The following is a 16,773-nucleotide window of genomic DNA, read 5'->3' on the forward strand; positions in this document are numbered from 1 at the left end:
ATCTCTCCTGTGATTAGCTGACAACCGTTGAAGAAGGGTTAAGACGCGCCTTAGCTGGCGCGCCGTTCGTCAAAGCTTAGCGCGATGAAGCTGGGCATATGATCGCCCATGCCGACAACCTTGTTGTCGTCATCGCGGCCCCGCCGACGCCCACGCCGCTGATCGCCCTTGGGCTTGTCGTCGGATTTGGGATCGTCCTTGGTCGGCGCGGCCTGTTCGGCGACCTCGACGGCCTCGGTCTTGGCTTCGACCTTCGCTTCGGTTTCGACAGGCTTGTCGCGACCACGGCCGCGGCCGCCCCGCGACCGGCGCGGTTTGGCTTCGGTCGTGTCCTCTTCGACCGCCGCCGCAGGGGCAGGGGCGTTCGGTGTGTCAAGCCGCGGGATGGTCTTTTCGACCAGCTGCTCGATATCGTCGAGGTTCTTTTCGTCGCGCGGCACGCAGATCATCACGGCCTTGCCCTGACGACCGGCGCGGCCAGTGCGACCGATCCGGTGCACGTAGTCTTCGGCATGGCTGGGGACGTCAAAGTTGAACACGTGGCTCACGTTGGGAATATCCAGCCCGCGCGCAGCCACGTCCGAGGCCACGAGGAACCGGAGCGAGCCGTCGCGGAACCCGTCCAGCGTCTTCATCCGCTGCGATTGTTCCAGGTCGCCATGGATCGGCGCGGCGTCATACCCGTACTTTTTCAAGGACTTGGCGGTGATGTCCACGTCGGTCTTCCGGTTGCAGAAGATGATCGCGTTCCGGCAGCCCTCGCCTTCGGATTCGATCAGGTCACGCAGCAGGCGCCGCTTTTCCGACCCTTCACGATCCTTGCGGGATGCCTTGAACATGACAACGCCCTGCTCGATCGTCTCCGACGTCGTCGCCTGGCGCGCCACTTCGATCCGTTCCGGGTTGGAAAGGAAGGTATTGGTAATTCTCTCGATCTCGGGCGCCATGGTGGCCGAGAAGAAAAGCGTCTGCCGGGTGAACGGCGTCAGCGAGAAAATGCGTTCGATATCAGGGATGAAGCCCATGTCGAGCATACGGTCGGCTTCGTCCACCACCATGATCTGCACGCCGGTCAGCAGAAGCTTCCCACGTTCGAAATGGTCAAGCAGACGGCCGGGCGTCGCGATCAGAACATCGACGCCACGGTCGATCAGCGCGTCCTGTTCCTTGAAGCTGACACCGCCGATCAACAGCGCTTTCGTCAACTTGAGGTGTTTCGTGTAAGTGTCGAAGTTTTCGGCAACTTGTGCCGCCAGCTCTCGGGTCGGAGCAAGCACGAGGCTGCGCGGCATCCGCGCCCGGGCGCGGCCCTTCGACAGCAGTGTGATCATCGGCAGCGTAAAGCTGGCCGTCTTGCCGGTCCCGGTCTGGGCGATACCCAGCACGTCGCGCCCTTCAAGCGCAGGGGGAATGGCGCCCGCCTGAATCGGCGTCGGCGATTCGTAGCCGGCCTCGGCAATGGCTTTCAGGACCTTGGGGTCCAGGTTCAGATCAGTAAATTTTGTCATGCGTATCCGTAGTTTGCGGACACGTCTTGGCCCGCGCGGCGTGGGGGCCGGTTGCCCGGATGGCTCTGAGATGAGTGATTCAGATCGGCCCAAGTGCGGCGGGCATACCGGAAAAACGCAGTTTCGTCAAATGCGTAAGCTCTCGGATCACACGGCGGCCCCGGGAAAGTGTTTTTCCCGGATCGCGGTTAGCGGCAACTGTTCCTGCCGCAGCAGCCCCGCCGCGCGCAATCGGGACAGGTGACCGGGAGTGGCAGCGCAGACTTCGTCGAAAAACTGCCGAAGGGCCGTGTCCCCGCCCTGGTCCTCAAGCATGGCGAAGACCTCGTGCATGGTTAGCCCACCCTTTTCGCGGATCTTGTTGGGTTTGAGCTCTGCGCGGTAAGCCCCCAGCCTGTGGCGATAATCATAGTGGGCCCGCCAATCCTCCCAACTGCGGGCATGAAGGTGGGCCAGGGCGATGTCCGGCAGTTCCTGCATGCCGGGGTTCTGTGTGTCGCCCGACAGGAAATTATGGATGCGGAAGGCCGGGGCCGGCAAACCGGTCCGAACGGCGACCTTCCCTGCAACATGGCTAAGAAAGCCGCCGTTGAGGTGACGACCATACGTCGGCCAGACCTCTTCTGCCAGCCGATGGCGCGTCGGCAAGTCGATCGCCAAAGTCTTGAAATTCCAAGTATCCGAGGGGGCGTCGAGCGGTGCCAAGGCCTCCATGGGGCGCAGCCGCGCGACATGGCAGTCTTCGGGCAAAAGGGCGAGGTGGCCGGCCACCGTTCCGGTAGGGATCAGGAACTCGTCAACATCGATATGCACCAGCCAGTCGACATCGGCGCGTCGCCTGTAGGTTCGTGTCGCGTTAAACGTCTGACGGGGTTCGACCTTCTCCGGTCGGCCGCGCCCCCTTGAGTGCCAGTAGTCATCGTCGGTGACGAGCGGCCGGATCCGGGGATGGGCCTTGAGAATGGCAAAGGTTGCGGCGTCCGGGGCGTCGAGGTGGATGAACAAGCGGTGCGCGCCAAGCTCAAGATGCCAGGCGGCAAAGTCGAGCACGTCGCGCATCGGGGCCTTGATCGTGCTGACGATGCCCCAGGTGGTCATGCAAAGCCGCCTGCGGCGACATGAGCTGTGTGTTGCAACCGGTTGATGCAACGACTTTGGACAAGGTTATCCACAGGCCGCGAGGCGGATTGGACATGCATCACACAGATCATGCAGCGAGAGTGCCGCGCCGCTGCCGGGCTGGCAAGCGGCTCAGCCCATCATCTCTTTCGTCGCGGTCAGCTTGATTTCGGGATAGTCACGCTCCACGCGGTCGATATCCCATTGCAGGCGGGTCAGGTAGACGACGTCGCCGTCGTGGTCCGTTGCAATATGCTGTTTGTTCGCATTCACAAACTTATCAACCGCTTGCCGGTCGCCCTTCACCCACCTCGCCGAGGTGAACTGGGAACTGTCGAAGCGCACCGGCAGGCTGTATTCCAGCTCGATCCGGCTACCCAGGACCTCGAACTGCAGGGCGCCGACGACGCCGACGATGAAGCCGGACCCGAAGGACGGCTTGAAGACCTTTGCCGCGCCTTCCTCGGCGAACTGCATCAGCGCCTTTTCCAGGTGCTTTGCCTTCATCGGATCGCCCGCGCGGACTGTCTGCAACAGCTCTGGCGCGAAGGAGGGGATGCCGCTGACACGCAGCGCTTCGCCTTCCGTCAGCGTGTCGCCGATGCGCAGCTGGCCGTGATTGGGAATGCCGATGATATCGCCGGCCCAGGCCTCTTCTGCCAGTTCGCGGTCGGCGGCAAGAAAGAGCACGGGGTTTGAAATCGCCATCGGTTTCTTCGTGCGCACATGGGTCAGTTTCATGCCGCGTTCAAAGTGCCCGGAGGCGAGCCGGATAAAGGCGACGCGGTCCCGGTGTTTGGGATCCATGTTTGCCTGAACCTTGAAAACAAAGCCCGCGACCTTCTTTTCATCCGGCGCGATCTGGCGCGGTTCGGCCGATTGCACCTGCGGTTCGGGGCCGTAGGTGCCGATGCCGTCCATCAGTTCCTTCACGCCGAAGGAATTGATCGCAGAGCCGAACCAGATCGGCGTCATGTGCCCTTCAAGCACCGCCTGGGGGTCCAGCTTGGGCAGCAGTTCGCGGGCCATTTCGACCTCTTCCCGAAGCTTGTCGAGAAGATGCGCAGGCACGTGCTTTTCCAGCAGAGGATCGTCGAGACCGTTGATTTCGATCGTAGCGGCAACGCGGTTCCGGTCGGCACGATCCATCAGCTCAAGCCGGTCCCGCAGCAGATCGTAGCATCCGACAAAGTCCGACCCGGTCCCGATCGGCCAGGAGGCAGGGCTGACGTCAATCGCCAGGTTTTCCTGGATTTCGTCAATGATGTCGAAGGTATCTCGACTTTCCCGGTCCATTTTGTTGCAAAATGTCAAGGTCGGCAGATCGCGCAGGCGGCAAACTTCGAACAGTTTCCGCGTCTGGCTCTCCACACCCTTTGCGCCGTCGATCACCATCACGGCAGCATCCACGGCCGTCAGCGTGCGATAGGTGTCTTCCGAAAAGTCCGAGTGGCCGGGCGTGTCGACAAGATTGAACCGGAAGTTCTTGTAATCGAACGACATCGCAGAGGCCGAGACCGAGATCCCGCGATCCTTCTCCATCTGCATGAAGTCCGACCGGGTGCGCCGCGCCTCGCCCTTGGCGCGGACCTGACCGGCCATCTGGATCGCACCGCCGAACAGCAGGAACTTTTCCGTCAGCGTCGTCTTCCCCGCATCCGGGTGAGAGATGATCGCAAAAGTCCGGCGCCGCGCGATCTCGGGCGGCAGGGTGGGGCGGTTTGAGGGCGTGTCCAGCATGGCGGCGATATAGCAGTCCCGCCGAAAACGGCAAGCGGCGCAAGGCTGCAGTCAATGGGATTCGATGTGTTCGACGCCGAGACGAGGGCGAACGATGCCCCGATGAGCCTAGCGCGTGCCGGTCCGTCGCGACGCCGCCCGCAGCACACCTGCCGCATCAGGCTGATCCAGCAGGGCTTTCTGAACCTCAAACTGCAGGTGCGGACGGTCCGCGTGGCCGGGCAGGGCGCGCGCCAGAACCTCGTCCAGCTCGGGCGGAAGGGCCGCGCGGGTGCGCGTGTCGACCAGAAGGGTTTCTGCGGCGATTCCCTCGGCGTAGATGATCTCGTGCCCGTCGAAGAGCAGCTGGTAGTATTCGACGAACCCGCCATCCTGCTGCGTCACGGTGCTGCCATTGACCAGATGGCGCGCCTTGACCAGAAGTTCGCGGCGACCGGCGCCGATGGCATCTTCGCGTTGGTAGATGAACAGCCGGTGATCGGGGCTGACCACAAGGTCGTCATCATTGTTGAGCGCCCCGGCGCGGATCACGATCGGGGCAAAATCGCCCACGGCCCGAACGGTCGAATGGCCGATCCAGCGGATTTCCTGCACACCATTGTCACGGGTCAGCACACGGTCACCGATCTTCAGCGCCTCGATCGCGCGTTGCGCGCCCGAGGCCAGCGTGATCCGGGTGCCGCGCGTGAAGGACACGCAGGCGACTTCGGCGAACTTCCGGGCCGCATCTTCGACATCGATGCCGACCAGGGTGTAGTCGATGCGCGGGGCCAGCGGCGCAAGCGGCAGGGCATAGACCGCCGCCGCATCGCCGAACATGTCGACCTCGACCAGAAGCAGTACTTCGGTCGTGGCGCCGTCGGGGGACATGAATGTCAGGCAACTGTCCAGGTGGACCGAGGCGCCGGGTGTGCCGACGCCGGTATCTTCGCCGATGGTGATGGCGCCCGCGTCGGACGATTCGACGCCCAGCCGGACCTGCCGCGCGCCATCGGTGAACCAGTAGCTGTCGTCCAGCATCAGCTCTGCCGCGAAGGTCAGATCGTCGCCTTCGTTCGCGCCATGTACGCAAGTCAGATCGCGGGCGCGGAAGACCGGGATCGACGCTGCGGGTTTGGCGATCGCAGAGATCATTGCACTTTACACCTTTCCACTGCCGGGTCGGTCCGGCATGAGTGTAGGACTAGGCGGCGATTGTGGCGGCATCCGGGCGGGTCCCGGGTCATTTGCCGTCATTGTTGCGGTTTCGGACCGCAATCAAGCTAACAGGCCGACGGAAACAAAAGGATAACGGGCCCTTGGCCCGGACAGGAGGATACATGGACCTCGGGATTACTGGCAAGCGCGCATTGGTCTGCGCCTCGTCCAAGGGGCTGGGCCGTGGCTGTGCGATGGCACTGGCTGAAGCGGGCGTCGACCTTGTTCTGAACGCACGCGGGGCCGAGGCGCTTGAGGCGACGGCGCAGGAGATCCGCGACACCTACGGGGTCGAGGTCACGACCGTGGCCGCCGACATCGCCACCGACGAAGGCCGCGCCCGCGTGCTTGAGGCTGCGGGCCAGATCGACATCCTTGTCAACAACGCGGGCGGCCCGCCCCCGGGCTTCTGGACCGAGTGGGAGCGAGAGGATTTCATCAAGGCGCTGGACGCCAACATGCTGGCCCCGATCGCGCTGATGAAGGCGCTGCTGCCCGGCATGATCGACCGCGGCTGGGGCCGTGTGGTCAACATCACCTCGGCCTCTGTCCGGTCGCCGATCGCGCAGCTGGGCCTGTCGAATTCGGCCCGCGCCGGGCTGACCGGCTATGTCGCGGGCACCGCGCGGCAGGTGGCGCAGCATGGCGTGACGATCAACAACCTGCTGCCCGGCCTGCACGCCACCGACCGCGCCACGTCGCTGGCCAAGGCCACTGCCGACCGCGAGGGCATCACGATCGAGGAAGCCGCCCGCAACCGCGACGCCGCCAACCCGACGGGCCGCATCGGCAAGGCGGAAGAATTCGGTGCCACCTGCGCCTTCATGTGTTCGCAACATGCGGGCTTCATGGTGGGGCAGAACATCCTGCTGGACGGCGGGGCGTTCAATTCGACCACCTGACGGGGGCGGGATATGGCGGGGGGCTATTCGCTCAAGGATCAGCTGTTCAACGCGGAAACGGTCGGCGGCCTGGTCGCCCGGTTCCGCGCGAACGACCCCGCCTTTGGCCCCGGGCTCGAGGATCGCATCCTCGGGCGGTTTGCCGAGCTTGAGCTGAAAGAGCGGATCGACTGGATCGCAGACTGCCTTGTCGCGGCGCTTCCGGATGATTTCGACCGCGCGGCCGAGGTGATCCAAGCCGCGCTTCCCCCGCCCCTGGATCCAACCAAAACCGACAATGATTTCGGGCACTTCATCTATGCACCCCTGGGTGAGGTGGCGGTCAAGACCGGGCTGGAGCATCACCGCGACCGCGCGCTTGACCTGATCGAGGCCGTGACGCAGCGCTTTTCGATGGAATATGCGATCCGGCCGTTCCTCAACCGCTGGCCGGACGAGACGCAGGAGCGTCTGGCGCAATGGGCAGACCATCCCAGCTATCACGTGCGGCGGCTGGTCAGCGAAGGCACGCGGCCAAGGCTGCCCTGGGGAATCGGGATCACGCTGCCTGCCGGGGCCGCCATGCCGCTTCTGGATCGGTTGCACGCCGATCCCGCCCGGTTCGTCACCCGGTCCGTGGCCAATCACCTCAACGACATCTCGAAACTCGACGCCCGCCCGGTGATCGCCGCCTTGCATCGCTGGCGGTCCGACGGACGGCAGACCGCGCCCGAGCTGGACTGGATCACGCGCCACGCCCTGCGTGATCTGGTAAAAAAGGGGCATCCCGGCGCGCTGTCCCTGCTGGGCTACCGGATGGAGGCGCAGGTCAACGCCGATCTGACCCTGCCCGCGACGGCCCGGATCGGTGAGGGGTTCGACCTCTCGGTCACGCTCACCGCTGCCGAGGATCTGCCGGTCCTGGTCGACTATGCGATCGGGTTCATTCGCGGCACCGGCGTGCGCCGCAAGGTGCACAAGCTGAAGGTGGCACAGCTGACAGCGGGCAAGCCGATGACCCTGGCCAAGCGGCACAAGCTGCCTGCCGACGCCACCACCTATCGGCTCAACCCCGGCCCGCACGAGGTCGAGGTGGTGGTCAACGGCCGGATCCGCGCCACCGGCATCGTCACCTTCACCACCTGATCCGGCCAGACCCTTGCCCGCGCGGGGCCTGCCTGATACCCACGGCGAAACCTTTGCAAAACGATCAGGCATCCGGTGACCACACCCCCAAGACTAGAGGTCCGCAACCTGTCGCGCAGCTTTGATGGCCGCGCGGTGGTCGATGACGTCTCGCTCACCATCCAGCCGGGGCAGGTGACCTGCCTGCTGGGGCCGTCGGGATGCGGCAAGTCCACCACGCTGCGGATCATCGCCGGGGTCGAGTTGCAGGACGCCGGAGAGATCCATGTCGACGGCGACCTGATCTGCGACACGGTCTATCGGGTGCCCGCCGAGCGCCGCCGCATTGGCCTGATGTTTCAGGATTTTGCCCTGTTCCCGCACCTGACCGTGGCGCAGAACGTGGCCTTCGGCCTGTCGGGCAGCGCAGCCGAAAATCGCGCCCGGGTCGAGGCCATGTTGGACCGCGTCGACCTGCGGCGCTTCATCGACGCCTGGCCGCACGAGCTGTCGGGCGGCGAACAGCAGCGCGTCGCCCTGGCCCGCGCCCTGGCCCCGCGCCCCCGTATCATGCTGATGGACGAACCCTTCTCGGGCCTCGACAACCGGCTGCGCGACGACATCCGCGACACCACGCTGACCATCCTGAAGGACGAAGGCACCGCCGTCCTGCTGGTCACGCACGAGCCGGACGAAGCCATGCGGATGGCGGATGAGATTGCCCTGATGCGCCATGGCCGGATCGTCCAGCAGGGGGCGCCCTACAATATCTACAACGCGCCGATCGACAAGCAGGCGGTGGCGTTCTTCAGCGATATCAACGTGATCCGGGGAGTCGTGCGCGGCGCGCTGACCGATACCCCCTTCGGCCAGTTCCTGGCACCGGGCATCCCCGACGGGCAGGAGGTCGAGATCGTGATCCGGCCGCAGCACCTGAAGATCGACTTCGACCGCAACGGGCAGGGGCCGCTGCCCACGGCACAGGACGGCACGCCCGCGCGCGGCGTGGTGTCCCGGGCGCGGTTCATGGGCAACGAAAGCCTGGTCGAATTCCGCATGGATCACGACGGATCGACCATCAAGGCGACGGTGCCGAACGTCTTCCTGCCCAGCCCGGGCAAGCCCCTGTGGCTGACCATCCGGCGCGACCGCTGCTTCGTCTTTCCCGTCGGCGACTGATTTCCGTCTGGTCCCAGATACTTCCGGCCGGAACGCCCCGGGTGATCGGCAGCGACGCCTCGGTCCCACGCCGCCCTGTCGATATGCCGCGCCCGATCCACCTGTTTTCTTTCACATTCACAGGAATGCACCTTCCCCTTGCGCGTCAGAGCCATTAGATACGACGGGACTTTCGATCCGGGCGGATCACAGCAAAATCCCCGCCCGGCGAACCAGGGAGAGATGACATGCTCAACAACATCGGCCTTCCCGGCCTTCTGCTGATCGCCGTGGTCGTGCTGGTCCTCTTCGGACGCGGCAAGATCTCCTCGCTCATGGGCGAGGTCGGCAAGGGCATCACCGCCTTCAAGAAGGGCGTGAGCGACGGAACCAAGGAACTGGAAGACGCGCAGGCCGACACGGCCCGTGACGTGACTCCGGAAGAAAAAGACAAGGCCTGATCCCATGTTCGGCATGGGCTGGACCGAGCTTCTGGTCATCGGCATCGTCGCCCTGATCGTGGTCGGACCCAAGGACCTTCCGGTCCTGTTCCGCACGCTTGGGCAGTTCGTGGGCAAGGCCCGCGGCATGGCGCGTGAATTCACCCGCGCCATGGAAGAGGCCGCCGACCAGTCGGGCGTGAAAGAGGCCACTGACACCCTGCGCGGCCTGTCCAACCCTGCCAAGTACGGGCTCGACAAGGTGAAGGACGCCACCGACTTCACCAAGTGGGATCCCGACAGCGAAACCGGCAAGCTGGCCAAGGATCGGGCGGACAACGCCGAAAAGATCCGCCAGGCCGCCGCCACCAAGGCGCAGGCGCGCCTTGACGCAGAAGCCGCCGCCAAGGCCGAGGCCGAGGCCGAGACGGCCAAGGGCCCCGCGCCGCTGGAAAAGGCGATGGCCAAGGCCAAGGGCGATGCCCCGGCTGACACCGCCAGCGCCCCGAAAGAGGCGCCCGAAACGGCCCCGACCGACGCCCGGACCAAGACATGAGCGCACAAGACGAGATCGACGACAGCTCCGCCCCGCTGATTGAACACCTGGCCGAGCTGCGCACCCGCCTGATCCATTCGGCGGTCGCCTTCATCATCGGCATGGTGATCTGCTTCACCGTCTGGAACCCGATCTTCAACTTCCTGACGCAGCCGCTGTGCGACGCCATGTCCGCGCGCGGCCAGACGGGCGATTGCGGGCTGATCCTGATCAAGCTGCAGGAAGGCTTCTTCGTCGCGATTTCGATCTCGCTTCTCGGCGGGCTCTGCTTGTCCTTTCCCTACATCGCCTACCAGATGTGGCGGTTCGTGGCCCCGGGGCTTTACAAAAGCGAACAGGGGGCCTTTCTGCCCTTCCTGATCTCCTCGCCGCTGATGTTCTTCCTCGGCGCCTCCTTCGCGTTCTACGTCGTGACCCCGCTGGCCTTCGACTTCTTCCTTGGCTTCCAGCAGCCCGGGTCGGTCCTGTCGGACAACCCGGCCGACAACGGCATCGCGGGCATCGCCTTCCAGGGCTCGGCGCAGGAATACCTCTCGCTCACCATCAAGTTCATCGTCGCCTTCGGCCTCTGCTTCCAGCTGCCCGTCCTGCTGACGCTGATGGGCAAGGCGGGCCTGGTGTCCGCCGAAGGGCTTGGCAACGTGCGCAAATACGCCGTCGTCGCGATCCTGGTGCTGGCCGCGCTGGTCACGCCGCCGGACGTCATCACACAGGTCATCCTGTTTGTGGTGGTCTATGGCCTCTATGAGATCTCGATCTTTCTGGTCCGTCGCGTCGAGACCAAGCGCGAAGCCCGCCTGCGCGCCGAAGGCTACTATGACGACGAGGAAGAGGACGCCGAAGCTGCCGCCGATGCGGAGATGGCCGAGGACCCGCTTCTGAAGGACGACCCGCTGATGAAGGACTTCGACGCGGACGAGACCGACAAGAAGAATGACTGACGACGCCCTGACCCGCATCGCCGACGCGCTGGAACGGATGGCGCCCGCGCCGCTGGCCTCGCCGGATTTCACCGGGGCAGACGCCTTCGTCTGGCACGTGAACCCCGAACGCCTTGTGCCGGTGCCCAGGGTGTCACGCGTCGCGCTGGATCTGCTGGTCGGGATCAACCGGTCCCGCGACACGCTGCTGGCCAATACCCTGCAGTTCGCCCAAGGGTTCCCGGCCAACAACGCCCTGCTCTGGGGCGCGCGGGGTATGGGAAAATCCAGCCTGGTCAAAGCCGTGCACGCCGAAATTCTTGCACGCGGCCATGATCTGAAGATCATCGAGCTGCAGCGCGACGACCTGCCCACGGTCGACCGGCTGATGCAGATCCTCGGTTCTGCCAACCACCGGTTCCTGCTGTTCTGCGATGACCTGTCGTTCAGCCACGACGACCAGCATTATAAATCGTTGAAGGCCGTGCTTGACGGCGGCATCGCCGGGCGGCCCGAGAACGTGCTGTTCTACGCCACCTCGAACCGCCGCCACCTGATGCCCCGCGACATGATCGAGAACGAACGTTCCTCGGCGATCAATCCCGGCGAAGCGGTGGAAGAAAAGGTGTCGCTGTCGGACCGCTTCGGCCTCTGGCTGGGCTTCCATGCCTGCGATCAGGACGATTTCCTGGCGATGATCGATGGCTATTGCGCGGCCCACGGGCTGACGATCGACGCCGACACCCTCCGGGCCGAGGCGATCGAATGGCAGGCCACCCGGGGCGGGCGCTCCGGTCGCGTGGCCTGGCAGTTCTTCACCGATCTCGCCGGGCGGCACGGCGTCAAACTGGCCTGAGCGTCAGCCGCTCGCCAGATCCTCAAGATAGATCCGCACGGCCTCTTGCACGTGGCGAAACCGGTCGCCGCCCAGGTGCTTGCCGCCGTACCAGCGCGTCACCACCACGATATGATCGTGCAGCCCCTCGCGCTCCAGCATCCGCAGGATGACCATGCCGGCCCCGGCCTCGCCATCGTCGTTCTTCACGGGCCCGTCGGCGCTCAGCAGGCCCCAGGTGTTGTGGGTCGCCTTGGCGAACTTCTTGTTTCGGCAAAGGTCCTTGATAAAGGCCTTGGCCTCATCCTCGGACTGGCACGGCCCGCCCGAGACCGCGTATTTCGATCCCCGGTCGCTGATGATGTTCACAAGGCTGCGCATGGGACGGGCTTACGCAAGCCGCCGGGGCCGCGCAAGCCGGGCCCGGGGCTTCTTCTGGTCCAAAATACCTCGGGGGAGCCCGGAACGGGCGGGGGCAGAGCCCCCACGCCGGTCTACTGCAGGTAGTCCATCGGATCCGTCGCCTCGAGCCCCTTGCGGACCTCGAAATGGACGTAGGGCGACGACCCCTTGCGCACCTCGGCCAGCTTCTGTCCGCGCGAAACGCTCATCCCTTCCTTCACGGCGATATTGTCGACGTTGGAATAGATGGTCAGCAGCTTGCCCTCGTGGCGCACCACGATCACGCGCACGTTGTCCGCGTCCGAGGTGATGGCCGCCACCGTCCCGCCCTGCGCGGCGCGCACGGCGGTGCCACTGTCGGCGGCGATGTCGATGCCGTCGCTCTTGCCCTTGGAATAATCCCGGATGATCCGGCCCTTGACCGGATAGTCCATCGCGGCCTTCGGCGCAGCGGTCTGGGTCTGGCCCAGGTCGGGTGCGGCGGTCGGTGCAGGCGCGGGGGCCGGGGCAGGGGCAGCGGTGCTGCTGGCCGTGCGTTCGGGCGGCGTGATCGGCTGCGTCTGTTCTGCAGGCAGCGGCGCACTGGCGCTTGGCGGCACCGGGGTCGGCGACCCGACGCCGGGCGGCTGCGTGGCCACGGGCACCGGCACATCCTCGACCGCGACGGGGATCAGCAGGAACTGGCCCTCGCGGATGGTGTAATTTTCGTCCAGCCCGTTCCAATCGGCCAGCGACCGGACCGACACGTCGTAAAGCCGCGAAATCGTATAGGCCGTCTCGCCGCGCGCCACCTTGTGGCGGACAGGCTCCGGCGCGGTCAGCTGGCTCTGGGCGGCGGGCAGGGTCGACACTTCGACCCGCTGATCGCCGGCGCGGTCCAGCGCGGCCCCGGCCATGCTGCCGATATCGACCTGGCCCGCGGGCATGTAGGGGCCGGTACCGGGCGCGCCGGTTGCGGGCGATGGTTCGGCCACGCGCGACGGCAGGGCCAGGATTTCTCCGTTGCGCAGGATGTCATCGGTGCGCAACCCGTTGTAATCGGCCAGTTGCTGCGGATCGACGCCGACCCGGCCCGCGACCTGCGCAACGCTGTCGCCGCGCCGCGACACCGCGACCTGGTAGTTCGGATAGGAGATCACGCCGCGATCGTCGGGGGCGGGGCGCGCCACCGTGGCCGTCCGCGCCGCGTCTGTCGTCGAAAAGCCGCCCAGCTCTCCGCGCACGTCCATGTCGAACCCGTTCTGGCACGCGGCCAGCGCCACCAGCGCCGTTCCCGCCAGCATTGCGCGCATCACTCCGGCCTGGCGGAGGACTTTCCCCGACTTGTCCTGCATCTGCTCTGTCCCTCACCACCCCGTTTGCCGGGGATTGAATTCCGTGGCGCCACCCGCGCCGTCAGTCGTCCCGTGCAAGGCCTTCCACCAGCGGCACGAAGCGCACCGGGCGAAGTTCCTCATACTCATAGCCCGTTTCCGTCCGCAACACGCGGATCAGGCTTTGCACCGTGTCGGACTGGCCGACAGGCAGCACCATAATACCGTTAATCTTCAACTGAGCCAAGAGAGGCCCCGGCGGGTCTTCGGCCGCGGCGGTCACGATGATACGATCAAACGGCGCCTGATCGGACAGCCCGTGGCTGCCGTCGCCCGCGAAGGTCGTGATATTGCCAAGACCCAGCCGGTCAAAGATCACCTCGGCATCCTTCACAAGACGCGGGTGCCGGTCGATCGTGTAGACGCGCCGCGCGATCTGCGCCAGCACCGCCGCCTGATAGCCCGACCCCGTCCCGATCTCGAGAACGCGGTGACGCGGATCCACCTGCAGCGCCTGCGTCATCAGCCCCACGATCGAAGGCTGCGAAATCGTCTGGCCGCAGGCGATCGGCAGCGGCATGTCCTCGTAGGCGCGTTCGGCAAAGAGCCCGCGCAGGAAATCGCCGCGATCGACCTTTTCCATCGCGGCCAGCGTGCGCTTGTCGGTCACCCCGCGCGTGCGCAGGGTGAAGAGGAACTGCATCTTGCGTTCTGCGAGGCTCTCGTCGCTCATTCGATGGCTTTCAGCGGCTCCAGGGCGTCATGGGCCGTCAGGTCGGCCCGCATCGGCGTGACCGAGATGTAGTTTTCCAGGTTCACGGCCGCATCCGTCCCGTCGCCCGACCGCTGCCGCTGATCGGTGCCCCGCACCCACAGGAACTTCTTGCCCGAAGGCGACAGGTGCGGTTCGACATGGAAACTGGTGTGCGGCCGGATGCCCTGCGCGGCGACTTTCGTGCCTTTCACCGCATCGGCGGGGCAGGGCGGAAAGTTGATGTTGTAGAACAGCTTGTAGTCTTCGGTGTTCTTGGGCGCGGCGTCCATCACCTTGCGGATCACCCCGGCACCATGCACCGCCGCGGCCTCGAACGGGTTGTCGATGTGGAAGTTGTCGGGACCAAGGTACTGCGACAGCGCAAAGGCCGGCAGCCCCTGCAGCGCGCCTTCCATGGCGCCGCCAAGCGTGCCGGAATAGAGCGCGTTCTCGGCCGAGTTGTTGCCCCGGTTCACCCCCGACAGGATCAGGTCTACCGTCTGGCCGTTCAGCACCTCGTGCAGGCCGGCCAGCACGCAATCCGCCGGCGCGCCTTCGGCGGCAAAGCGGCGTTCGTCCAGCTTGGTGATCATGAAGGGGTGGGTGTAGGAGATCTTGTGGCCCACGCCCGACTGTTCGAAGGCGGGCGCGACGGTCCAGACCTCTCCGTCCGGGCCGGCAAGGTCGGTGGCGATGTCGTGCAGAACCTTCAGGCCGGGTGCACTGATACCGTCGTCATTGGTGATGAGAATGCGCATCTGTCGCCCCGCTTGCCTGTTTTGCCTTTCCATACATTTCGCGGCGGGAACGGGCAAGGCAGCAGCGGTGCGGCGACGGGCAGGGGGGCCTTTCGTGCAACGCCTGGCTTCGGCCCCGGACAATGCCCCGGAAAACGCCACGGCCCCGCGCGGCTGGCATCCCCCGGGCGCAATCCCCATCTGGGGCAAAAGACGGAGCCCCCGGATGCGCCTTCCCCTGATCCTGAACCTCAGCCTGCTGGTTCTCTTCCCGCTGTCATGGGCCGCGCCGCTGGCGCGGGCGGGCGTACTGCCGCTGTTCGGCCTGTCCGAGATCTCGGTGCTCTCGGGGCTTGTGTCACTGTGGGACACGGACCGGGTGCTGGCCTTGCTGGTCGCGCTCTTTGCCATCGTCGCGCCCATGGCCAAGACCGTCGCACTGGCGCTGATCCACACGGGGCGGATCGGCGCGCGGTGGCTGGGGCCGCTGACGGGGTTGGGACGGCTGGCCATGGCCGATGTCTTTCTCATCGCGCTCTATATCACCCTGGCCAAGGGCATCGGCATCGGCCGGGTGGAAACCGCCTGGGGGCTGTACCTCTTCACCGGCTGCGTCCTGGCGTCGATTGGCCTGTCGCACTGGACCAAGGCCTGCACCGCATTGACCACGCCCGTGGCCTGAGGCACAGATGTAGTATGGCCAAACCCCAGATCTCCTACACCTGCCAATCCTGCGGCGCGCAATTCCCCAAATGGGCGGGGCAATGCGAAGGCTGCGGTGAATGGAACACCCTGGTCGAGGAAGCGCCGCTGTCCGCAGGCCCCGGCAAGGCGCTGAAGGGTCCGAAGGGCCGCAAGCTGATCCTCACCGACCTCTCGGCGAAAGAGGCCCCGCCGCCGCGCCACCCCTCGGGGATGGAGGAACTGGACCGGGTGCTGGGTGGCGGGCTGGTGCCTGCGTCGGCCATTCTGGTGGGCGGCGATCCCGGCATCGGGAAATCGACGCTGCTGCTGCAAGCCGCCGCGCGCTTTGCGTCGACGGGGCTGCGCACCTTCTATATCTCGGGCGAGGAAGCCTCGGCCCAGGTGCGTCTGCGCGCCGCGCGGCTGGGGCTGACCGATGCGCCGGTGCAGCTGGCCACCGAAACCTCGCTGCGCGACATCATGACGACACTGGATGCCGAACGGCCCGACCTGGTGATCATCGATTCGGTGCAGACCATGTGGTCCGACAACGTCGACAGCGCCCCGGGATCGGTCAGCCAGGTCCGCGCCACCGCGCAAGAACTGACGACCTTTGCCAAGCGGCGGGGCGCCGCCGTGATCCTGGTCGGCCATGTCACCAAGGAAGGTCAGATCGCGGGCCCCCGCGTCGTCGAACACATGGTGGACACGGTGCTTTATTTCGAGGGCGAGCGCGGCCACCAGTTCCGCATCCTGCGCAGCGTCAAGAACCGCTTTGGCCCGGCCGACGAGATCGGCGTATTCGAGATGACCGGAGGCGGGCTGGCCGAGGTCACCAACCCTTCGGCCCTGTTCCTGTCCGAACGCGGCACCCCGGCGCCCGGATCGGTGGTTTTTGCAGGCATAGAAGGCACGCGGCCCGTGCTGGTCGAATTCCAGGCACTGGTCGCGCCGACGCCGCACAGCCAGCCGCGCCGCACTGTCGTGGGCTGGGATGGCGGGCGTCTGGCGATGATCCTGGCGGTGCTGGAATCACGCTGCGGCATCCCTTTCGCGGGGCTGGATGTCTACCTCAACGTGGCCGGCGGGCTGAAGGTCGGCGAACCGGCGGCGGACCTTGCGGTGGCCTGTGCGCTGCTTTCGGCGCGCGAAGATACGGCTTTGCCCGCAGAATGCGTGGTTTTCGGCGAGATTTCCCTCTCGGGCGCGCTACGTCCGGTCGGGCAGACGGAAAACAGGTTGAAAGAAGCGACGAAACTTGGTTTCTCCTCCGCCATAGCCCCGGCCGGGGGGAAGATTTCTGGGTTCGGGGGCATGTCCCTTCGTGAAATGCCCGATCTGACCGCCGTCGTCGGAGAGGTCTTCGGCGCGGGATAGGCGCACATTTCCGCGCGGGACGGCGCG

The 16,773-nt window shown here is 65.5% G+C and carries 17 protein-coding genes; 9 read left to right on the forward strand and 8 right to left on the reverse strand.

Going from position 1 to position 16,773, the window contains the following annotated elements; translation table 11 throughout:
- Positions 1-50: 50 nt before the first annotated feature.
- The 4 genes from E4S58_RS03935 to E4S58_RS03950 form a co-directional block, all read right to left on the reverse strand.
- Positions 51-1,508, reverse strand: a complete 1,458-nt coding sequence (locus E4S58_RS03935) for a DEAD/DEAH box helicase (RefSeq protein WP_136634994.1) — start codon at positions 1,506-1,508, stop codon at positions 51-53.
- Positions 1,509-1,655: 147 nt separating this feature from the next.
- On the reverse strand, positions 1,656-2,606 hold the full coding sequence (locus E4S58_RS03940) for a glycosyltransferase family 2 protein (protein WP_136634995.1): 951 nt from the start codon (positions 2,604-2,606) through the stop codon (positions 1,656-1,658).
- 153 nt (positions 2,607-2,759) lie between these two features.
- Positions 2,760-4,367, reverse strand: a complete 1,608-nt coding sequence (locus E4S58_RS03945; protein WP_136634996.1) for a peptide chain release factor 3 — start codon at positions 4,365-4,367, stop codon at positions 2,760-2,762.
- Positions 4,368-4,475: 108 nt separating this feature from the next.
- On the reverse strand, positions 4,476-5,501 hold the full coding sequence (locus tag E4S58_RS03950; protein WP_136634997.1) for a Hint domain-containing protein: 1,026 nt from the start codon (positions 5,499-5,501) through the stop codon (positions 4,476-4,478).
- A 185-nt stretch (positions 5,502-5,686) separates the two neighbouring features.
- Between E4S58_RS03950 and E4S58_RS03955 the strand changes: the two genes are divergently transcribed.
- The 7 genes from E4S58_RS03955 to E4S58_RS03985 all read left to right on the forward strand — a co-directional run bounded on the left by E4S58_RS03955 (position 5,687) and on the right by E4S58_RS03985 (position 11,500).
- The gene (locus tag E4S58_RS03955) at positions 5,687-6,466 is read left to right on the forward strand and encodes an SDR family oxidoreductase (protein WP_136634998.1); all 780 of its coding nucleotides are present in this window, start codon (positions 5,687-5,689) and stop codon (positions 6,464-6,466) included.
- A gap of 12 nt (positions 6,467-6,478) precedes the next feature.
- A complete protein-coding gene (locus tag E4S58_RS03960; protein WP_136634999.1) occupies positions 6,479-7,591 on the forward strand; it encodes a hypothetical protein in 1,113 nt (370 codons plus the stop codon).
- A gap of 75 nt (positions 7,592-7,666) precedes the next feature.
- Positions 7,667-8,749: an ABC transporter ATP-binding protein gene (locus E4S58_RS03965; protein WP_136635000.1), complete on the forward strand. Its 1,083-nt coding sequence runs from the start codon at positions 7,667-7,669 to the stop codon at positions 8,747-8,749.
- Positions 8,750-8,976: 227 nt separating this feature from the next.
- A complete protein-coding gene (locus tag E4S58_RS03970; RefSeq protein WP_136635001.1) occupies positions 8,977-9,189 on the forward strand; it encodes a twin-arginine translocase TatA/TatE family subunit in 213 nt (70 codons plus the stop codon).
- A gap of 4 nt (positions 9,190-9,193) precedes the next feature.
- The gene (tatB, locus tag E4S58_RS03975) at positions 9,194-9,724 is read left to right on the forward strand and encodes a Sec-independent protein translocase protein TatB (protein ID WP_136635002.1); all 531 of its coding nucleotides are present in this window, start codon (positions 9,194-9,196) and stop codon (positions 9,722-9,724) included.
- On the forward strand, positions 9,721-10,665 hold the full coding sequence (tatC, locus tag E4S58_RS03980; protein WP_136635003.1) for a twin-arginine translocase subunit TatC: 945 nt from the start codon (positions 9,721-9,723) through the stop codon (positions 10,663-10,665). The genes tatB and tatC overlap by 4 nt, the downstream gene beginning before the upstream one ends.
- Positions 10,658-11,500: an ATP-binding protein gene (locus E4S58_RS03985; protein WP_136635004.1), complete on the forward strand. Its 843-nt coding sequence runs from the start codon at positions 10,658-10,660 to the stop codon at positions 11,498-11,500. Before tatC ends, E4S58_RS03985 begins: the two co-directional genes overlap by 8 nt.
- 3 nt (positions 11,501-11,503) lie before the next feature.
- Here E4S58_RS03985 and E4S58_RS03990 read toward each other — a convergent pair whose 3' ends face one another.
- The 4 genes from E4S58_RS03990 to surE all read right to left on the reverse strand — a co-directional run bounded on the left by E4S58_RS03990 (position 11,504) and on the right by surE (position 14,706).
- Positions 11,504-11,860, reverse strand: coding sequence for a YigZ family protein (locus tag E4S58_RS03990; RefSeq protein WP_136635005.1), 357 nt, complete (start codon positions 11,858-11,860; stop codon positions 11,504-11,506).
- Between the two features lie 113 nt (positions 11,861-11,973).
- Positions 11,974-13,173: a LysM peptidoglycan-binding domain-containing M23 family metallopeptidase gene (locus tag E4S58_RS03995; RefSeq protein ID WP_240789451.1), complete on the reverse strand. Its 1,200-nt coding sequence runs from the start codon at positions 13,171-13,173 to the stop codon at positions 11,974-11,976.
- A gap of 103 nt (positions 13,174-13,276) precedes the next feature.
- Positions 13,277-13,927, reverse strand: coding sequence for a protein-L-isoaspartate(D-aspartate) O-methyltransferase (locus tag E4S58_RS04000; RefSeq protein ID WP_136635007.1), 651 nt, complete (start codon positions 13,925-13,927; stop codon positions 13,277-13,279).
- Positions 13,924-14,706 carry a 5'/3'-nucleotidase SurE gene (surE, locus tag E4S58_RS04005; RefSeq protein ID WP_136635008.1) on the reverse strand — a complete coding sequence of 261 codons (783 nt, stop codon included), beginning with the start codon at positions 14,704-14,706 and terminating at the stop codon, positions 13,924-13,926. Before surE ends, E4S58_RS04000 begins: the two co-directional genes overlap by 4 nt.
- Positions 14,707-14,911: 205 nt before the next feature.
- Here surE and E4S58_RS04010 point away from each other — a divergent pair, with 205 nt between their 5' ends.
- Together E4S58_RS04010 and radA are read left to right on the forward strand one after the other, a co-directional pair.
- Positions 14,912-15,367: a paraquat-inducible protein A gene (locus tag E4S58_RS04010; protein WP_136635009.1), complete on the forward strand. Its 456-nt coding sequence runs from the start codon at positions 14,912-14,914 to the stop codon at positions 15,365-15,367.
- 14 nt (positions 15,368-15,381) lie between these two features.
- Positions 15,382-16,746, forward strand: coding sequence for a DNA repair protein RadA (radA, locus tag E4S58_RS04015; protein WP_136635010.1), 1,365 nt, complete (start codon positions 15,382-15,384; stop codon positions 16,744-16,746).
- The last annotated feature ends 27 nt before the right edge of the window (positions 16,747-16,773 follow it).

Source organism: Pseudooceanicola onchidii (assembly GCF_004959925.1).
Classification (GTDB): Bacteria; Pseudomonadota; Alphaproteobacteria; order Rhodobacterales; family Rhodobacteraceae; genus Pseudooceanicola; species Pseudooceanicola onchidii.